The 16,147-nt window shown below is 75.2% G+C and carries 15 protein-coding genes; 6 read left to right on the top strand and 9 right to left on the bottom strand.

Features of this window, described 5'->3' with window-relative positions:
• Positions 1 to 2 precede the first annotated feature (2 nt).
• Positions 3 to 1,910, bottom strand: coding sequence for a helicase-related protein (locus BLT39_RS03535; RefSeq protein ID WP_242658125.1), 1,908 nt, complete (start codon positions 1,908 to 1,910; stop codon positions 3 to 5).
• Positions 1,911 to 2,127: 217 nt separating this feature from the next.
• Here BLT39_RS03535 and BLT39_RS03530 point away from each other — a divergent pair, with 217 nt between their 5' ends.
• Positions 2,128 to 3,228 (top strand): GGDEF domain-containing protein, encoded by a 1,101-nt coding sequence (locus tag BLT39_RS03530; RefSeq protein ID WP_242658124.1) that lies wholly within the window; start codon positions 2,128 to 2,130, stop codon positions 3,226 to 3,228.
• A gap of 10 nt (positions 3,229 to 3,238) precedes the next feature.
• On the opposite strand, the gene BLT39_RS03525 is transcribed toward BLT39_RS03530, so the two are convergent.
• From BLT39_RS03525 to BLT39_RS03495, 7 genes are read right to left on the bottom strand one after another with little or no spacing between them, the layout of a single operon-like run.
• Complete coding sequence (locus tag BLT39_RS03525) at positions 3,239 to 4,360, bottom strand: NAD(P)/FAD-dependent oxidoreductase (RefSeq protein WP_091058585.1); 1,122 nt, start codon at positions 4,358 to 4,360, stop codon at positions 3,239 to 3,241.
• A gap of 18 nt (positions 4,361 to 4,378) precedes the next feature.
• Positions 4,379 to 5,293, bottom strand: a complete 915-nt coding sequence (locus tag BLT39_RS03520) for an alpha/beta fold hydrolase (protein WP_091058581.1) — start codon at positions 5,291 to 5,293, stop codon at positions 4,379 to 4,381.
• 36 nt (positions 5,294 to 5,329) lie between these two features.
• Entirely contained in the window at positions 5,330 to 5,893 is a 564-nt protein-coding gene (locus BLT39_RS03515) for an LOG family protein (RefSeq protein WP_091058577.1), read from the bottom strand.
• Between the two features lie 53 nt (positions 5,894 to 5,946).
• Positions 5,947 to 6,414, bottom strand: coding sequence for a MaoC family dehydratase (locus BLT39_RS03510; RefSeq protein WP_091058574.1), 468 nt, complete (start codon positions 6,412 to 6,414; stop codon positions 5,947 to 5,949).
• Positions 6,411 to 7,955, bottom strand: a complete 1,545-nt coding sequence (locus tag BLT39_RS03505) for an acyl-CoA synthetase (protein ID WP_091058570.1) — start codon at positions 7,953 to 7,955, stop codon at positions 6,411 to 6,413. The genes BLT39_RS03510 and BLT39_RS03505 overlap by 4 nt, the downstream gene beginning before the upstream one ends.
• The gene (locus BLT39_RS03500; protein WP_091059427.1) at positions 7,952 to 8,815 is read right to left on the bottom strand and encodes an amidohydrolase family protein; all 864 of its coding nucleotides are present in this window, start codon (positions 8,813 to 8,815) and stop codon (positions 7,952 to 7,954) included. Before BLT39_RS03500 ends, BLT39_RS03505 begins: the two co-directional genes overlap by 4 nt.
• A 13-nt stretch (positions 8,816 to 8,828) precedes the next feature.
• On the bottom strand, positions 8,829 to 9,734 hold the full coding sequence (locus tag BLT39_RS03495) for a 3-oxoacyl-ACP reductase family protein (protein WP_207507549.1): 906 nt from the start codon (positions 9,732 to 9,734) through the stop codon (positions 8,829 to 8,831).
• A gap of 76 nt (positions 9,735 to 9,810) precedes the next feature.
• Between BLT39_RS03495 and BLT39_RS03490 the strand changes: the two genes are divergently transcribed.
• Positions 9,811 to 10,239 carry a MarR family winged helix-turn-helix transcriptional regulator gene (locus BLT39_RS03490; protein ID WP_207507547.1) on the top strand — a complete coding sequence of 143 codons (429 nt, stop codon included), beginning with the start codon at positions 9,811 to 9,813 and terminating at the stop codon, positions 10,237 to 10,239.
• Positions 10,240 to 10,357: 118 nt separating this feature from the next.
• Here the strand turns inward: BLT39_RS03490 and BLT39_RS03485 are convergent, their stop codons facing one another.
• Positions 10,358 to 11,182 carry a PaaX family transcriptional regulator gene (locus BLT39_RS03485; RefSeq protein WP_091058565.1) on the bottom strand — a complete coding sequence of 275 codons (825 nt, stop codon included), beginning with the start codon at positions 11,180 to 11,182 and terminating at the stop codon, positions 10,358 to 10,360.
• A 145-nt stretch (positions 11,183 to 11,327) separates the two neighbouring features.
• Between BLT39_RS03485 and BLT39_RS23565 the strand changes: the two genes are divergently transcribed.
• The 4 genes from BLT39_RS23565 to BLT39_RS03465 are packed head-to-tail and all read left to right on the top strand — an operon-like array spanning position 11,328 to position 16,144.
• Complete coding sequence (locus tag BLT39_RS23565; protein WP_091058563.1) at positions 11,328 to 12,890, top strand: ATP-binding cassette domain-containing protein; 1,563 nt, start codon at positions 11,328 to 11,330, stop codon at positions 12,888 to 12,890.
• The gene (locus BLT39_RS03475) at positions 12,887 to 13,780 is read left to right on the top strand and encodes a branched-chain amino acid ABC transporter permease (RefSeq protein ID WP_091058560.1); all 894 of its coding nucleotides are present in this window, start codon (positions 12,887 to 12,889) and stop codon (positions 13,778 to 13,780) included. Before BLT39_RS23565 ends, BLT39_RS03475 begins: the two co-directional genes overlap by 4 nt.
• The gene (locus BLT39_RS03470; RefSeq protein WP_091058557.1) at positions 13,773 to 14,894 is read left to right on the top strand and encodes a branched-chain amino acid ABC transporter permease; all 1,122 of its coding nucleotides are present in this window, start codon (positions 13,773 to 13,775) and stop codon (positions 14,892 to 14,894) included. The genes BLT39_RS03475 and BLT39_RS03470 overlap by 8 nt, the downstream gene beginning before the upstream one ends.
• Positions 14,891 to 16,144, top strand: coding sequence for an ABC transporter substrate-binding protein (locus tag BLT39_RS03465; protein ID WP_091058554.1), 1,254 nt, complete (start codon positions 14,891 to 14,893; stop codon positions 16,142 to 16,144). The genes BLT39_RS03470 and BLT39_RS03465 overlap by 4 nt, the downstream gene beginning before the upstream one ends.
• Positions 16,145 to 16,147: the final 3 nt, after the last annotated feature.

The following is a 16,147-nucleotide window of genomic DNA, read 5'->3' as shown; positions in this document are numbered from 1 at the left end:
GCTCAGCGGGCCCCGGTCGGCCCGCCCCCCGACCGGCCGCGCCGGCGGTGCTTCGGGCGGGCGGAGTCCGTGCGCGGCGGGCCGCCGTCCGAGCCCCGGCCGCGGGCGGACCGGTCGTGGGCCTGCGGGTCGGACCGGCCACCGGCCCCGACGTCGGACCGGCGCGGCGTCCGCCCGCCGGCACCCCGGCCGGCCGAGGGGGCACCCCGGCCGGACGACGCGCCGCCCGACGAGGACCGGCCCGGCCTGCGGTCCGCCGAGCCGCGCGACGGCGGGCGGGTGCCGCAGTCGCGGCAGGTGGTGAACCAGGGCGCGATGCCCACCCCGCAGGACACGCACCGGGACGCCGAGGACAGCCCGATCGCCTCCGGCAGCAGCTCGGTGATCCGGGCGGCGCAGCGCTCCTCGACCACGGCGGCGTCCTCGGCCACGAGCCCGCCCACGCCCGGGAACGAGCGCAGCAGGGTCTGCGCCTCCCGCGCCTGCGCCGCGACCAGCTCGTACTCCTGCACGGTGGTGCCGCGCGGCACCGGGGGCAGCACCAGCTCGCGCGGCACGTCCAGGCCGGCGCGGTGCCGCAGCGCCGCCCGGGCCAGGGCCAGCCAGCGCACCTTGCGCGGCGGGTCGTGGTCGATGGCCAGGTTGACCAGCCGCCACACGGTGAACACGTCCGCGGCCAGCGGCCCGCGCATCATCGGCAGCAGCGCGTGCACCCGCAGCACCAGGCCGCTGACGTCGTCGGGCGTCATGGCCTGCGCCCGGGTGGCCGTGCGGGCCCACACCGACCAGCGCATCAGCGCCTCGGGCAGGTCGACCGGCTCGAAGGCGCCCAGGTCGTCGAGCTCCGGGCGCAGCCGCGGCAGCCGGTTGGGCAGGTCGCTCGTGGTGTCGCCCCGGGCGACGGACGCGCCCGCGACGACCAGCGAGGCCACCGGCCGCAGGCCCGGCACACCGCCGAGCACGCCGACCGACCCGTGGCCGGTCAGCCCGTACCGGCCGGCGCGCCCGGCGATCTGGGCGGCCTCCCACGTGCGCAGCGGGCGCAGCTCGGTGCCGTCGAACTTCTGCGTCTCGGCGAACAGCACCGTGGTGGCCGGGACGTTGATGCCGTGGCCGATGACGTCGGTGGTGACCAGCACCTCGAGCTCGCCGCGGGTGAACCGGGCGATGACGTCGCGCCGGGTGGCCGGCGGCAGCGCCCCGTAGAGGACGCCGACCTTGCCGGTGCGGTGCCGGTCCAGCTGCGCGGCGACGGCGTAGACGGTCCTGCGGGAGAACGCGACGACCAGCGTCTGCGGACGCACCTGCTGGGGCTTGACCGGGGCGGGCAGCACGTCCAGCCGCGACAGCCGCCGGTGGTTGACCACCTCGGTCTCCACCGCGTCGGCCACCAGCGGCTTGAGCAGCAGCAGCGCCTCGGCGGCGGAGATCAGGTGCATCTCGCGGTACTCGCCGGTGAGCAGCAGCCGGGCCCAGTGGTGCCCGCGGTCGGGGTCGGCGACCCAGTGCGACTCGTCGAGCACCAGCAGCTCACCGGCCGGCGGCGCCTTCTCCACGGTGCAGCACACGATCGGTGCGCCCGGGTCGATCTCCTCCTCGCCGGTCGACAGGCCCACGGTGCCCGCGGGCAGGACGGCGGAGAGCTTGGCGTAGGCCTCGTGCGCGAGCTGCCGCAGCGGCGCGGCGTAGACGCCCGAGCCGACCGCGGCCAGCGCCTGCAGCGACTCGTAGGTCTTGCCGGAGTTGGTCGGGCCGAGGTGGAACACCACCCGCTGCGGCGGGGTGGCGCGCACGGGCAGCTCCGGCTCGGCGCCGTCGACCCAGGTCTGCTGGGCGCGCTGCTCCTCGCGGCTGAGCGGGGCGCCGGGGGTGCGCACCCGGCGGCGGGCGGTGGGGGAGGGGGACGACACGGTGTCCTTCGGGTCGGGGATCGCTGCCGGGTGCAACACCGCGGGGGCGGGATCTGTGCCGGGCGGTCGGGCCCATCCTTCCGGGTGACCGCCTCGCGGTGCGGCAGCAGCGACGTCCCCGACGGGCCGATGACCAGGCGTGCCCGACCATCGATCCCCGCGAGTCGACCGCCAGGCCCCCGAGTGGCTGCGTCCGCGGTTGGCGGGGGGCGGCCCGGTGGTCGCCGCCGTGCTGCTGGGCACCGCCTTCGTGCTGCTGCTGGCCATGATGGTCGCGCTGCCCCACCTCGGGGTGCCGGCCCCGGTGTTCGGGTGGGTGGTGCTCGCCCTGTTCGCGGCCAACGCCGCGCTGTGCCTGCTGGCCCCGCGCGGCAGCGCGGCCAGCGACCTGTCCGTGCCGCTGGCCGCGCTGGTCGCGGTGCTGGCCTGCTCCTCGATGTGGGGCCTGCTGCTCGGCCAGCTGAACGCGGGGGTCTCGCTGATGGGGCTGCCGGTGGTCTTCGCGGTCAGCCAGCTGCGCCGCGCCGCCGCCCTCGCCGTGACCGTCCTCAGCTGCGCCGCCTCGGTCACCGTGCTCGCGGTCGTGGGCACCTGGACCGGGCTGCGGGCGCTGGACGCCGGGCTGGTCTGCGCCTCCCTGCTCATGCTGGCCGCGGCGATGACCCACCACGTCGACACCTCCCGGCAGCTGGTGGCCGAGCTCGAGCGCGTGGCCACCGTCGACGGGGTCACCGGCCTGGCGACGCGCCGGGTGCTCGACGACAGCATGACCGACTCGCTGAGCCGCTTCCCCCGCACCGGCACCGCCCTGGTGCTGGTCGACCTCGACCACTTCAAGGCCGTCAACGACCAGCACGGCCACCCGGTCGGCGACGCCGCGCTGCGGCACGTGGGCGCGGTGCTGACCGCCGCCGTGCGCAGCACCGACGCCGTGGTGAGCCGGCTCGGGGGCGACGAGCTGGCCGTGCTGCTGCCCGGCTGCCCGGTGGGCGTGGCCGGGGCGCGGGCCGCCGAGCTCGTCGCCGCCGTCCGGGCTGCGCCCCTCGTGCTGCCCGACGGCACCGAGCTGCGGCTGACCGTCAGCGTCGGCGTCGCGCACGCCCCGGAGCACGCCCGCGACGTCCGCGCCCTGTACTCGGCGGCGGACTCCGCGCTCTACGTGGTCAAGCGGGCCGGGCGCGACGGGTGCGCCGTCGCCGCCGGTGCCCGGCCGGCGCGGTTGGCGCTGGGCACCCGGCCCCCGCTGGCCGACCCGTTGGCCGACCGGGTCCTGCCCCGCAACCGTCCGCTGCCCCCGCTCCCGCCGCGGGCCGCGTGACCCCCAGCGGTCACGCGGGCCGGGTGCGCCGGCGCAGCGTGCTGACCGCCCCGAGCAGCGTGCGGGCGGTGAGCCGGCCGTCGGCCAGGCCGAGGGCCACCACGTCGTCGAACACCCGCTGGTCGGCCGTCGCCGCCCCGAACGCGGCGTCCATCAGCCACGGCCGGCTGCTGAGCCGGGACGCCGCCGAGGTGTGCCGCAGGTGGGTGCCCAGCCGGTCGGCCAGGGCGGCCCGCAGCACGGCTCCTGCACCCGCGCCGTGCGCCGCCGCGGCGCCGGCCAGCGCACCGGAGAGCACCGCGTAGAAGATGCCCTCACCGGTCATCGGGTTGATCAGCGAGGCGGCGTCCCCGGCCAGCAGCACCCGGCCGTCGGGCTGCCGCGGCCGCCCGGTGGACAGCGGCAGCCGGTGCGCCCGCAGGCCCTCGGGCGCCACCCCGGGCAGCAGCCGGTGCAGGCCCTCCAGCAGCCCGGCCCGGGTGGCCCCGCCGCTGACCAGCTCGCCGTACCCGACGTTGGCCCGGCCGTCGCCCACCGGGAACGACCACGCGTAGGCCGGCCACCGCTGGTCGGTGGTGGTGATGACCTGCACGCCGGGGTCCCCGGCGCGGGCGTACCCGCGGATCGCCACGGCCAGCCGGTCCGGCCGGTTCGCCGCGACGCCCAGCGCCCGCCGGACGACGGACTCGGCGCCGTCCGCCCCGACGACCACCCCGGCGGTCAGCTCGCCGTCGACGTCCACCCCGTCCGGGCCGGGCGAGAGCCGGCGGACCGTGTGCCGCCGGAACCGCGCCCCGGCGGCGAGGGCGGCGGCCAGTACCCGGCCGTCGAGCACCGCCCGGGGGACGACGACGGCCGGCCGGTGCATCGTCCGCTCGACGGTCCGGCCCGACGGCGAGGTCAGCCGCAGCCGGGGGACGGCGGGGAACCCGTCGGTGATCGCCTCGACGTCGGCGCCGAGCGCGGCGAGGACGTCGAGCGCCTCCGGGGCGACCCCGTCGCCGCACACCTTGTCCCGCGGGAAGTCGGCCCGGTCCACCACCAGCACCGAGGCGCCGTGCCGGCGGGCGGCCAGCGCCGCGGCGGCACCGGCCGGACCGCCCCCGACCACGACGACGTCGAAGGCCTGCACCCCAGTGACGGTAGGCGGTCAGAGCGGGGCGGGCTGGGCCAGCACCGACCGCCAGGTGTCCCGGTCGTGGCTGGCGGGCGCCGTGGTGGCCAGGAAGTCCAGCAGCACGGCGGCGAACCGGTCGGGGTCGGTGAGGTGCGGCCAGTGCCCGGCGCCCTCCACCAGCTCGACCCGGGCGCCGGGGGCCACCCGGGCGACCGCGGAGGCGTGCTCCACCGGGATGATCCGGTCGCGGGTGCCCCACACGACGAGGGTGGGCAGGGCCGCGGCCAGGTACAGCCGGTCCAGCGAGGTCACTGCCTGGCCGTGCACGTCGGCGACGCTGCGCAGCGTCCGCAGGAACGCCGTCCGGGCCTCGGCGTCGCGCAGGTCGAGCAGGGCCTCGCCGGCCTCCGCGAGGTCCTCCGCCTGCTGCCAGCCGACCGCGGACCCCGCCCGCCGCAGCGCGGCCAGCCCGGCGCGCAGCGGCCAGGGCGCGTCGGTGAGCAGGTCGAGCACGAGGTCGGCGCCGGGCAGGGTGGCCAGCCGCAGGCCCAGCGACAGCTCCGGCCCCAGGCCGCCGCTGGACACGAGGACGAGGCGCTGGCAGCGCTCGGGGAACTGGTAGGCGAACTGCTGGGCGATGCCGCCGCCCAGCGAGTGGCCCACGACGGTGGCCTGCTCGACGTCCAGCACGCTGAGCAGGTCCCGCATGCCGTTGGCGTAGCCGGCCACCGAGTAGTCACCCCGCGGCTTGTCCGAGTCGCCGTGGCCGAGCAGGTCGGGGGCGATGACGGTGTGGTGCTCGGCGAGCCGGTCGATCACCCCGGCCCAGGTCTGGGCGCTGTTGCCGATGCCGTGCAGCAGCAGGACGGCGGGGCCGGAGCCGGCGGTCACGAAGGCGCGCGTGTGCCCGTGCACCACCCGCACCTGGCGGGCCAGCCGCCTGCCCACGCCCCCAGTGCACCAGGGCGGTGTTGCCGGCGTGTGTCAGGCCTTCGTCCACTTCCGCTCGGGGTGGCGGTAGGCGGCGACGAACTCCAGCAGGGCGTCGGCGGTGTGCACCACGCCCAGGGCGTCCAGCCGGCGGCCGTCGAGGTAGCCGTCGTCGACCATCCGGCGCAGCTGGGTGAGCATCGGCTGCCAGAAGCCGTCGACGTCCAGCAGCAGGGTGGGCTTGGCGTGCAGGCCGAGCATGCCCCAGGTCCAGGCCTCGAAGAGCTCCTCGAGGGTGCCGGCGGCGCCGGGCAGCGCGACGAAGGCGTCGGCGAGGTCGGCCATCGCGGCCTTGCGCTCGTGCATCGTCTGCACGACCCGCAGGTCCGAGAGGCCGGGGTGGGCCAGCTCGTCGTCGACCAGGTGCTGCGGGATGACGCCGACCACCTCGCCGCCGGCCGCGAGCGCGGCGTCGGCCACGGTGCCCATCAGCCCGACGTGCCCGCCGCCGTAGACGATGCCGACGCCGGCCCGGGCCAGGGACTCGGCGAACGTGGCGGCGGCGTGCTGGTGCGAGGGCGGACCGGCCTGCGACCCGGTGAAGACGGCGATGCGCATGCCGCTGAGGTTGCCACCCCGGCGGGGACCGACCCGCCGGGGTGGCAGGGGGATCAGCCGGCGGGCTTGCCGTAGGCGCGGGTGACCCACTCGGCGATGCAGACCGGCTTGTCGCCGCCCTCGCGCTCGACCACCACCGCGATGGTGTTCTGCACGCCGCCGGGCACCTCCTCGACGTCCTTGAGGGTGGTGGTGGCGCGCACCCGCGAACCCACCGGCACCGGCGCGGGGAAGCGCACCTTGTTCAGGCCGTAGTTCACGCCCATCACCGCGTCGCTGATCGTGTACGTCGCGGTGGCCAGCGGCACCAGCAGCGACAGCGTCATGAACCCGTGCGCGATCGGCCCGCCGAAGGGGCTCTCGGCCTTGGCGCGCTCGACGTCGACGTGGATCCACTGGTCGTCACCGGTGGCCTCGGCGAACTGGTTCACCGCCTCCTGGGTGATGTCGTACCAGTCGCTGGTGCCGAGCTCGGTGCCCTTGAGGCCGGGCATCTCGGCGATGGTGGCGGTGGTGGTCATGCGTCCTCCTCGGTGAGCACGTACGTGTGCCGTAGGTCTGGCTTGCGGATCTTGCCGGTCGCGGTCTTGGGCAGCTCGGCCGCCCACCGCACCTCCTTGGGCACCTTGAACCCGGCGAGGCGATCCCGCAGCGCGGTGCGCACGCCCTCGCCGTCGGGGTCGGTGGCCGGGTCGAACCCCGGGGCGGGCACCAGGACGGCGAGGCCCACCTCGCCCCAGTGCTCGTGCGGGACGCCGATGACGGCCGCCTCGCCCACCTGCGGCAGCTCGCGCAGCGCCGACTCCACCTCGGCCGGGTACACGTTCTCCCCGCCGGAGATGATCATGTCCTTGTAGCGGTCGCGGATGGTGAGGTAGCCGTCCTCGTCGACCGAGCCCGCGTCGCCGGAGTGGTACCAGCCGTCGCGGACGACCTCGGCGGTCGCCTCCGGGGCCTGCCAGTAGCCGGCCATGATGTTGGCGCCCGAGAGCACCACCTCGCCGACCTCGCCCGGCGCGCACTCGGTGCCGTCGGGCCGCACCACCCGGACGTCGACGAAGAACTGCGGCTTGCCCGCCGAGCCGACCTTGGCGACCGCGTCGGCGCTGTCCAGCACGGTGCCGGCCGGTGCGGACTCGGTCATGCCGTAGGCCTGCTGCACGGTCACGCCGCGGTCCAGCCAGGTGCGCAGCACCGGCAGCGGCAGCGGGGCGCCGGCCGCGCCGATGGTGCGCAGCGCGGAGAGGTCCAGGGTCGTGAACCCGGGCTGCTTGCTCATCGCGTCGAGCATGGTGGCGACGGCGAAGAACGACGTCACCCGCTGCTCGGCGATGACCTGCAGCGTGCCGGCCGGGTCGAAGCCGCGGACCAGCACGACGCAGCCGCCGCGCAGCAGCGTGGGGTTGAGCGTCCCGTTCAGCCCGCCGATGTGGAACAGCGGCGCCAGGCCCAGGGTGCGCTCGTCGGGGGTGAAGTCGAACCCGAGCACCTGGTTGAGGCAGGCCCAGGTCATGTTGCCGTGGGTGAGCAGCGCGCCCTTGGGCCGGCCGGTCGTCCCGGAGGTGTACATGATCAGGCAGGGGTCGTCGTGGGTGACCTCCTCGTCGCGGGCGACCGGCTGCGCCGCGGCCACCCGGGCCTGCCAGTCGTCGGCCCCCTCGGCCGGCTCGGCGGACAGCCACGCGCGGACCTGGGGCAGCTCGGCGCGCAGCGCCTCCGCCGTCCCCGCGTGCTCGGCGCCGTGGACGACGAGCGTCGTCCCGGAGTGCTCCAGCACGTAGCGCGCCTCGGCGGCCGACAGCCGGGCGTTGACCGGCACCCAGACCGCGCCGAGCTGGCCGCAGGCGTAGAGGGTGTGCAGCGCGACGGGGTGGTTGGCGCCGAACCAGGCGACCCGGTCGCCCTTGCCCACACCCAGCTCGGCCAGCACCGACGCCGCCCGCCGGACGTCGAGGGCGAACTCGCCGTGCGTCGCCGTCCTCCCCTCGAACCACAGGGCCGGCTTGTCGGGGGAGATCCGCAGCCGGCGCTCGGGCCAGGAGCCGATCCCGGCGTTCCTCACCGCAGCCCCAGGGCGCGGATCGCGTTCTCCTTGAAGATCAGCGGCTTGACCTCGGGCTTGATCTCCAGGGTCTCGAAGTCGGCCATCCAGCGGTCGGGCTTGAGCAGCGGGTAGTCCGACCCGAAGAGCACCTTGCGCTTGAGCAGGCCGTTGGCCGCCTTGACCAGCTGCGGCGGGAAGTACTTCGGCGACCAGCCCGAGAGGTCGATGTAGACGTTGGCCTTGTGCGTGGCGATGGAGATCGCCTGGTCCTGCCAGGGCACCGAGGGGTGGGCCATGATGATCGTCAGGTCCGGGAAGTCGGCCGCGACGTCGTCGAGCAGCATCGGGTCGGAGTAGCGCAGCTTGATGCCGCGCCCGCCCGGCAGGCCCGCGCCGATGCCGGTCTGCCCGGTGTGGAACAGCGCCGGGACGCCGAGGCTCTGCAGCTCCTCGTACAGCGGGTAGACCGCCCGGTCGTTCGGCTCGAACGCCTGGATCGACGGGTGGAACTTGAACCCCCGGACGCCGTGCTCCTGCACGAGCTTGCGGGCCAGCGCGATGCCCTTCGTGCCGCGGGCGGGGTCGACCGAGCCGAACGGGATGAGCACGTCGGGGTGCTGCGCCGCGAGGTCGGCGATCTCCTCGTTGGACAGCGCCGGGTGGCCGGTGGCGTGCTCGATGTCGACGGTGAACACGACCGCGGCCATGTTCCTGGCCCGGTAGTCCGCGGCGATGTCGGGGACGGTCGGGTCGTAGGGGTCGCCCTTGAAGTACCTCGCGGCGGCCGCGTTGAGCTCGTCGTCGAGCGCCTTGTGGCCGTGGGTGTCGGCGTGCACGTGGGTGTGCACGTCGATGGCGACCAGGTTCTCCAGGTCCAGCTGCAGGGCCATGTCAGCTCTCCGGCTCGAACTGCTGGCCGACGGTCTGCTTCGACCCCTCGAACGCCTTCGGCCAGATCTCGGCGATGGCCTCGGCCGACCAGCCGGTGCCGTCGGCGAACTCGACCACGGTCTCGGTGGGGTGGGTCCACAGCGCCAGCCGGTCACCGCCCACCCCGATGGCCTGGCCGGTGATGGCGGCGGCCTCGTCGGAGGCCAGGAAGGCGATGAGCCCGGCGACGTCGGCCGCCGAGCCGAAGCCCAGCTGCTTGCGGGCGTAGGGCGGCAGCGGGTCGCCGTTCTCCAGCGCGTCGACGTACGGCTTCAGGAAGGGCACGGTCTCGGTCATCGCGGTGGCCGCGACCGGGACGACGGCGTTGACGGTGATCTGCGCGCGGGCCAGCTCCATCGCCCACGTGCGCACCATGCCGACGATGCCGGCCTTGGCCGCGGCGTAGTTGGTCTGGCCGAAGTTGCCGACCTGCCCGGTGGGGGAGCCGATGGCGATGATGCGGCCGCCCTCGCCCTGCTCGCGCATCCGGATCGCCGCGGCGCGGGTGCAGGTGAAGGTGCCGCGCAGGTGGGTGGTGACGACGGCGTCGAACTGCTCGTCGGTCATCTTCCACAGCGTGGTGTCGCGCAGGATGCCGGCGTTGTTGACCAGCACGTCGAGGCGGCCGAACTCCGACACGGCGCGGTCGACCAGGGCCTGCGCGGCCTCGCTGGTGCCGACCGGGACGACCTCCGCGACCGCCGTCCCGCCCGAGCCGCCGATGCTGTCGACGGCGGCCTGCGCCACCTCGGCGTCCACGTCGTTGACGACGACGGCGGCGCCGCGGCGGGCCAGTTCCTGGGCGTAGGCCAGGCCGAGGCCTCGGCCCGATCCGGTGACGACGGCGACCTTGCCGGTCAGGTCCACGGGTTCTCCTCGTGACAGGGGGTGGTGGCCGGACCGTAGGTCGGTATCGTGGAGGTTGTCAACGATGGAGGTGCTCATGGGTCACCCGCTGACCGACGACCTGGGATTCCTGCTCTCCCGGGCCAGCGGTGCGGTCGTGCGCACCACCAACGCCGCGCTCGCCGGGCACGGGCTGCGGGTGCGCCAGTACTCGGTGCTGGTGCTGGCCTGCGACGCCGCCGAGGGCATCACCCAGCGCGAGCTGGCCGACGTCCTGGGCCTGGACCCCTCCCAGGTGGTGCTGCTGGTCGACGAGCTGGCCGGCCGCGGGCTGGTGGAGCGCCGACCCTCGGAGGCCGACCGGCGCACCCGGCTGGTGCTGGCCACCGACACCGGCCGGGCGCTGCGCGAGGACGCCGAGCGCGATGCCACCGCCGCGGTGGAGGCGCCGCTGGGGCTGCTGGCCGACGCCGAGCGCGACCGGTTGCGCGACGTCCTCACCCGCATCTGGACCGCCGCCGGCTAACCCCCGGGCCCAGCGTTGATCAGGGGAGTTGATCCAACTCCGTCCTGGTGCACGAGATCTGGTGAACCAGGACGGGGTTGGATCAACCTCCCTGATCAACGCTGACCGAGGGGGCGGCTCAGGCGACGCGGCCGGCGGCGCGCAGGGAGCGCTCCAGGGCGGCGCGGGCGGCCGGGGCCAGGGCCTCGCGGGCGCGCCGGTAGACCGCGGTGCTGGCGGCTGCGGGCCAGTCCGGGCCCAGGTGCTCGCCGGGCAGGCCGGGGTCGGTCTGCAGCAGGTGCAGCCAGTCCGCGCCCAGCAGCGTGAACTGGGCCATCGACCCGGCCACCCGCGGCGGGCGCCGCCAGGTGCGCACGAACCAGGTGTGCGCGTCGTGCACGGCCGGCACGTCCCACGCCCGGTGCACCAGGGCGGCGACGTCGGTGCCGGGCAGCGGCCGGGCGGAGAAGGCGTCGGCCAGCCCTGCGGCGTCGGACAGCGGCGCCAGCACCGCGGCGACGTCGACCGTCCCGGGCGCCAGCCACAGCCCGTCGCGCACGCCGCCGAACCCGGCCCAGGTCAGCGCCGCCCGCACCCGGTGCCGCAGGTCGCGCCGGGTCTCGGGGACCGAGTAGCTCAGCAGCGTCCACTCCCCGGCGGGGTGCTCGAAGGGCGTGGGCGAGCTGACCCGGCGGTCGGCCCGGCGCAGCACGTCGAGCACCCGCGGGGTGAGGGAGTACTCCGCCGTCCGGCCGACCTGGCCCCGCTCGAGGAGGCCGCGCTGGGTCATCCGCTGCAGCGTCGCGCGGGCGGCCGCCTCGCCCACCTCGAGGTCGGCGAGGACGTCGAGCAGCACCGACGACGGCAGCGGCGGCAGGTCGGCGTCGAGCACCAGGGAGCCCAGGAAGTTGAGCAGCAGCGTCTGCGGACGGTGCGCCGGGGCGCCGTCCTCGGGCCCGTCCATGCGCCTCCTCGGTCGGTGAATCCCAGCACACCCGCACCGGGCACCGAAAAGCTAGACAGGTTCTTGACGCACGTCTACGACTTCTCTAGCTTTCCCGTGACCTGGACCACCTGGTCCCGCCACGGCTCGCCCACAGAGGACGCCCATGTCGCCCCCGCTGCTGTCCGTCGAGCACCTCGACGTCGTCTACGACGGCACGATCACCGCGCTGTCGGACGTCTCCCTCGTCGTCGAGCCCGGCCAGGTCGTGGCCGTGCTCGGCTCCAACGGCGCCGGCAAGACCTCCCTGCTGCGCGCGGTCTCCCGCTCCCTGCAGCCCTACGGCGGCACCGTCACCGGCGGCACCGTCCGCTTCGCCGGTGAGGACCTGGCCGGCACCGACGCCGCCGACGTCGTCCGCCGCGGCCTGGTGCAGGTGCCCGAGGGACGGCGGATCTTCCGCGACCTGACCGTCGCCGAGAACCTCCGCGCCGGCGGCTACACCGTCAAGGACGCGAAGGCCCGCGCCGAGGCCCGGGACCGGGTGTTCGACCTCTTCCCGATCCTGGCCGAGCGGCGCGACCAGCCCGGCGGCCTGCTCTCCGGTGGCCAGCAGCAGATGCTCGCCATGGGCCGCGCGCTGATGGTCAGCCCGCAGCTGCTGCTGCTCGACGAGCCCTCCCTCGGCCTGGCGCCGCTGCTGGTCGACCAGATCGGCGAGATCGTCACCGAGATCAACCAGCAGGGCACCGCGGTGCTGCTCATCGAGCAGAACGCGGTCATGGGCCTGCGGGTCGCCGACGCCGCCTACGTGCTGGAGACCGGCCGGGTCACCGCGGCGGGGACGGCGGCCGAGCTCGCCGCCAGCGACGAGGTGCAGGAGCGCTACCTGGGCGTCGCCGTCCCGGTGGTGGCCACCTCGGTGGTCGAGGCCGAGCCCGCGATCCCCACCGCCGAGCCGCCGCAGCAGCTGCGGGTCGAGGGCCTGACCGTCCGGTTCGGCGGCATCACCGCGTTGAGCGAGGTCTCCTTCACCGTCGAGCCGGGCACCGTGCACGCCCTCATCGGCCCCAACGGCGCCGGCAAGTCCACCCTGGTCAACGTCCTGGGCGGGGCCTACCGGGCCACCGAGGGCGCCGTGCACTACGGCGACGCCGAGCTCACCGCGCTGCGCTCGGACAAGGTGGCCGGCCTCGGCGTGGCGCGCACCTTCCAGAACATCTCCCTCGCCCTCGAGGACACCGTCGAGGACAACCTGCTGGTCGGCCGGCACCGGCTGATGCGCCGCGGCCTGCTGCCCGGCGCGCTCCGGCTGCCCGGCGCGCGCCGCGAGGAGCGCGAGCACCGGGAGACCGTCGCCGGCATCGCCGAGCTGCTGGGCATCGCGCACCTGCTGCGCACCCCGGTGCACACGCTGGCCTACGGCGACCGCAAGCGGGTCGAGATGGGCCGCGCGCTGGCCGCCCGGCCCTCGTTGCTGCTGCTCGACGAGCCGGTCGCCGGCATGACCCACGGGGAGAGCCAGGACATGGCCGAGACCATCCGCCAGGTCCGCCGCGACCTCGGCCTGTCGATCGTGCTGGTCGAGCACGACATGCCCTTCGTCATGGGCCTGGCCGAGCAGGTCACGGTCCTGGACTTCGGCAAGAAGATCGCCGAGGGGACGCCGGCGCAGGTGCAGCGTGACCCCGAGGTGCTCCGCGCCTACCTGGGAGCGGCCGCGGCATGAGCTACTTCCTCGAGCAGGTGCTCAACGGGCTGTCCTACGGCCTGGTGCTCAGCCTCATCGCCGCCGGCTTCGCCATCGTCTTCACCTCCACCGGCGTGCTGAACTTCGCGCACGGCTCGGTGGTGCTGCTGGGCGCCTACCTGGTCGCCGTCCTGCACGACACCATCGGGTTCTGGCCCGCGGTGCTCGTGGGCCTGGCCGGTGCCGCCGTCGTCGGCGTCGCGATCAACGCGCTGCTGGTGCGCAACCTCGCCGACCCCAACCCGGGCACGGCGGCGATCCTCATGCTCGGCGTGGACATCGTGCTGCTGACCGAGCTCACCCGCCGGATCGGCAACCAGGTGCTCACCCTGGGCGCACCGTGGGGCGCCTCGGTGGTGCGGCTGGGCGACGTCACGCTGCCCACCGGCCGGGTGCTCGCCGCCGGCGTCACCGTCGTCGCGTTCGGCGCGCTCTGGTACCTGTTCTCCCGCACCGACCTGGGCGTGGGCATGCGGGCCGCGGCCGCCGACGGCCCCACCGCCTCCCTCATGGGCATCCGGCTCTCCCGGACGGCGGCCACCGGGTGGGCGCTGGCCGGCATCCTCGCCGCGGTCGCCGGCATCTTCCTCACCTCCTTCCCCGCCCCCGGCGTCGCACCGACCGTGGCGCTGAGCGCGTTCGCGGCCATCCCGGCCTGGGTGCTGGGCGGGTTCGACTCGGTGCCCGGCGCGGTGGTCGGCGGCCTGCTCATCGGGCTGACCAGCGCGCTGGTCACCGGCTACGAGGCCGAGCTGGAGCCCTTCCTGGGCTCGGGGTTCGGCGAGGTCGCGCCCTACGTCGTGATGATCGTCGTCCTGCTCGTGCGGCCCTCGGGCCTGCTGGGCAGCAAGGAGGCCGTCCGTGTCTGACGCCCCGAGGAAGCTCGTCGGTCTGGTGCTGCTGCTGGTGGCGCTGGCGCTGCCGTTCGTCCTCACCGACTTCTGGCTGCAGACCGGCCTGTTCGTCATGGCCACCGCCATCGGCGCGGTCGGGCTGACCCTGCTGGTCGGGGTGGCCGGGCAGCTGTCCCTGGGCCACGCCGCCTTCGCCGCGATCGGCGCCTACGTCTACGCCTTCACCACCGGCGAGTCCACGACCACCGTCGAGGGTCTCGGTCTGCCGCCGCTGCTGGGCCTGGTGCTGGCCGCGCTGGTCGCCGCCGGGGTGGGCGCGGCGTTCTCCCCGATCGCCGGCCGGCTGCGCGGCATCTACCTGGGCCTGGCGACGCTGGGGCTGGTCTTCGTCGTCCGGCACCTGCTGGTCAACCTCGACCAGTGGACCGGTGGGTTCGTCGGCCGCTCGGTGGAGCCCTTCGCCGTCCCCGGGTTCAGCTTCAGCAACCGCGACCCGGACTACCTGGCCGTCGCGGGCGTGGAGTTCGAGGGCCTGCACCGGCTCTGGTACCTGTTCGTGCTGCTCGCGGTGGTCGCCATCTGGCTGGCGTCCAACATGCGCAACGGGCGCACCGGCCGGGCCTGGGCCAACGTCCGGGACTCCGAGACCGCCGCGGCCGCGATGGGCGTGGGCGTCGCCGGGGCCAAGCGGTCGGCGTTCGTCGTCTCCTCGGCCTACGCCGGGGTGGCCGGCGCGATGCTGGCGCTGGCCTACGGCCGGGTCGCCCCCGACGTGTTCAGCCTGACCGCGTCGGTGGACTACCTGGTGATGATCGTGCTCGGCGGGCTCGGCTCGGTGGCCGGCGCCGCCGTCGGGGCGGTCTTCGTCACCTCGCTGCCGCTGGTGCTGGCCCAGTACAGCTCGGCCCTGCCCTTCCTCGCCGCGCCCGGCTCGGGCGGCCTGGACCCCTCCACCGCGTCCCGGATCGTCTACGGGCTGGCGATCATCGCCGTCCTCGTGTTCCTCCGCGGCGGGCTCGCGGGCGGTGCCCGCCGGCTCCGCGAGCGGTTCACCGGATCCACCCCTGTTCCCCCCGTCGACCGCCCGGTCGCCGAGGAGCCCTCCCGGTCGAAGGAGACCACCCGATGAAGCACCGCGTCCGCGCAGCCACGCTCGCCGCCGCCGCCCTGGCGCTGGCGGCCTGCAGCACCACCGCCCCGACCGCCTCCGGCGGAGGAGGCGGCGACGACGTCCGGACCGGCAACGGGGTGACGGCGGACGGCATCACCATCGGGATGATCACCGACCTCTCCGGGCCCTTCGCCGCCGGCGCCGCGGTGCAGGTGACCGAGACCCAGGCCTACTGGGACCAGGTGAACGCCGACGGCGGCATCTGCGACCGCGACGTGACCGTCGACGTGCAGGACCACGGCTACGACCCCCAGCGCGCGGTGACCCTCTACCGCTCCATGGCCCCCGACGTCGTCGCGCTGCAGCAGGTGCTCGGCGGCCCGACCAGCGCGGCGGTGCTGCCGCTGGCCGAGCAGGACTCGGTCTACGTCGGCGGCGTCGGCTGGGCCGGGTCGGCGCTGGCGTACGAGAACAACCAGCTGCCCGGCGCCTCCAACGCCATCCAGGCCGCCAACGCCATCGACTACATGGTCGACGAGCTCGACGTCCCCGAGGGCTCGACGGTCGGCGTCGTCTACTTCACCGGCGACTACGGCGGCGACGCCCTCGCCGGTGCCGAGCACGCCGCCGAGGAGCGCGGCCTGCAGATCCTGGCCCAGGAGATCACCCCGGCCACCACCGACCTGTCCGCGCAGGCCTCCGCGCTGGCCCAGGCCGACGTCGCCGGCGTCGTGCTGGCCGCCGCGCCCACCCAGCTCGCCTCGCTGGCCGGCGTGCTGTCCTCCCAGGGCGCCGACGTCCCGATCATCGGCATGAACCCGACCTTCAACCCCTCGCTGCTGACCACCCCGGCCGCGGACGCGCTGCTGGCGAACGCCTACTCGATGACCAGCGTCTCGCCCTACGACAACCCCGACTCGCCCGGTGTGCAGGCCGCCAACGAGCTCTACGCCTCGGCCGACCCGACCGGCGCGACCGGCTGGGAGGTGCCGCTGGCCTACGTGCAGGCCGAGCTGCTCCGCCAGGCGCTGGAGGGGGCCTGCGAGTCCGGTGACCTCACGCCGGAGGGCGTCGTCGCCGCCTTCCGCGACGGCGGCGAGGTCGACACCGAGGGCGTGCTGCCCGACGGCCTGGACTACTCGCAGGTCGGGCAGTCCCCGACCACCACGGTCTTCGTCTCCAAGGTGAGCGCGGACGCCGAGGCCGGCCTGGAGCTGCTGGACCAGGTCAGCGGGCCCAGCGCCGAGTCCTTCTCCTACGGGGGCTGACCG

This window comes from Klenkia brasiliensis, assembly GCF_900100695.1.
GTDB classification, from domain to species: domain Bacteria; phylum Actinomycetota; class Actinomycetes; order Mycobacteriales; family Geodermatophilaceae; genus Klenkia; species Klenkia brasiliensis.
This window is presented reverse-complemented; position numbering and strand designations above follow the sequence as displayed.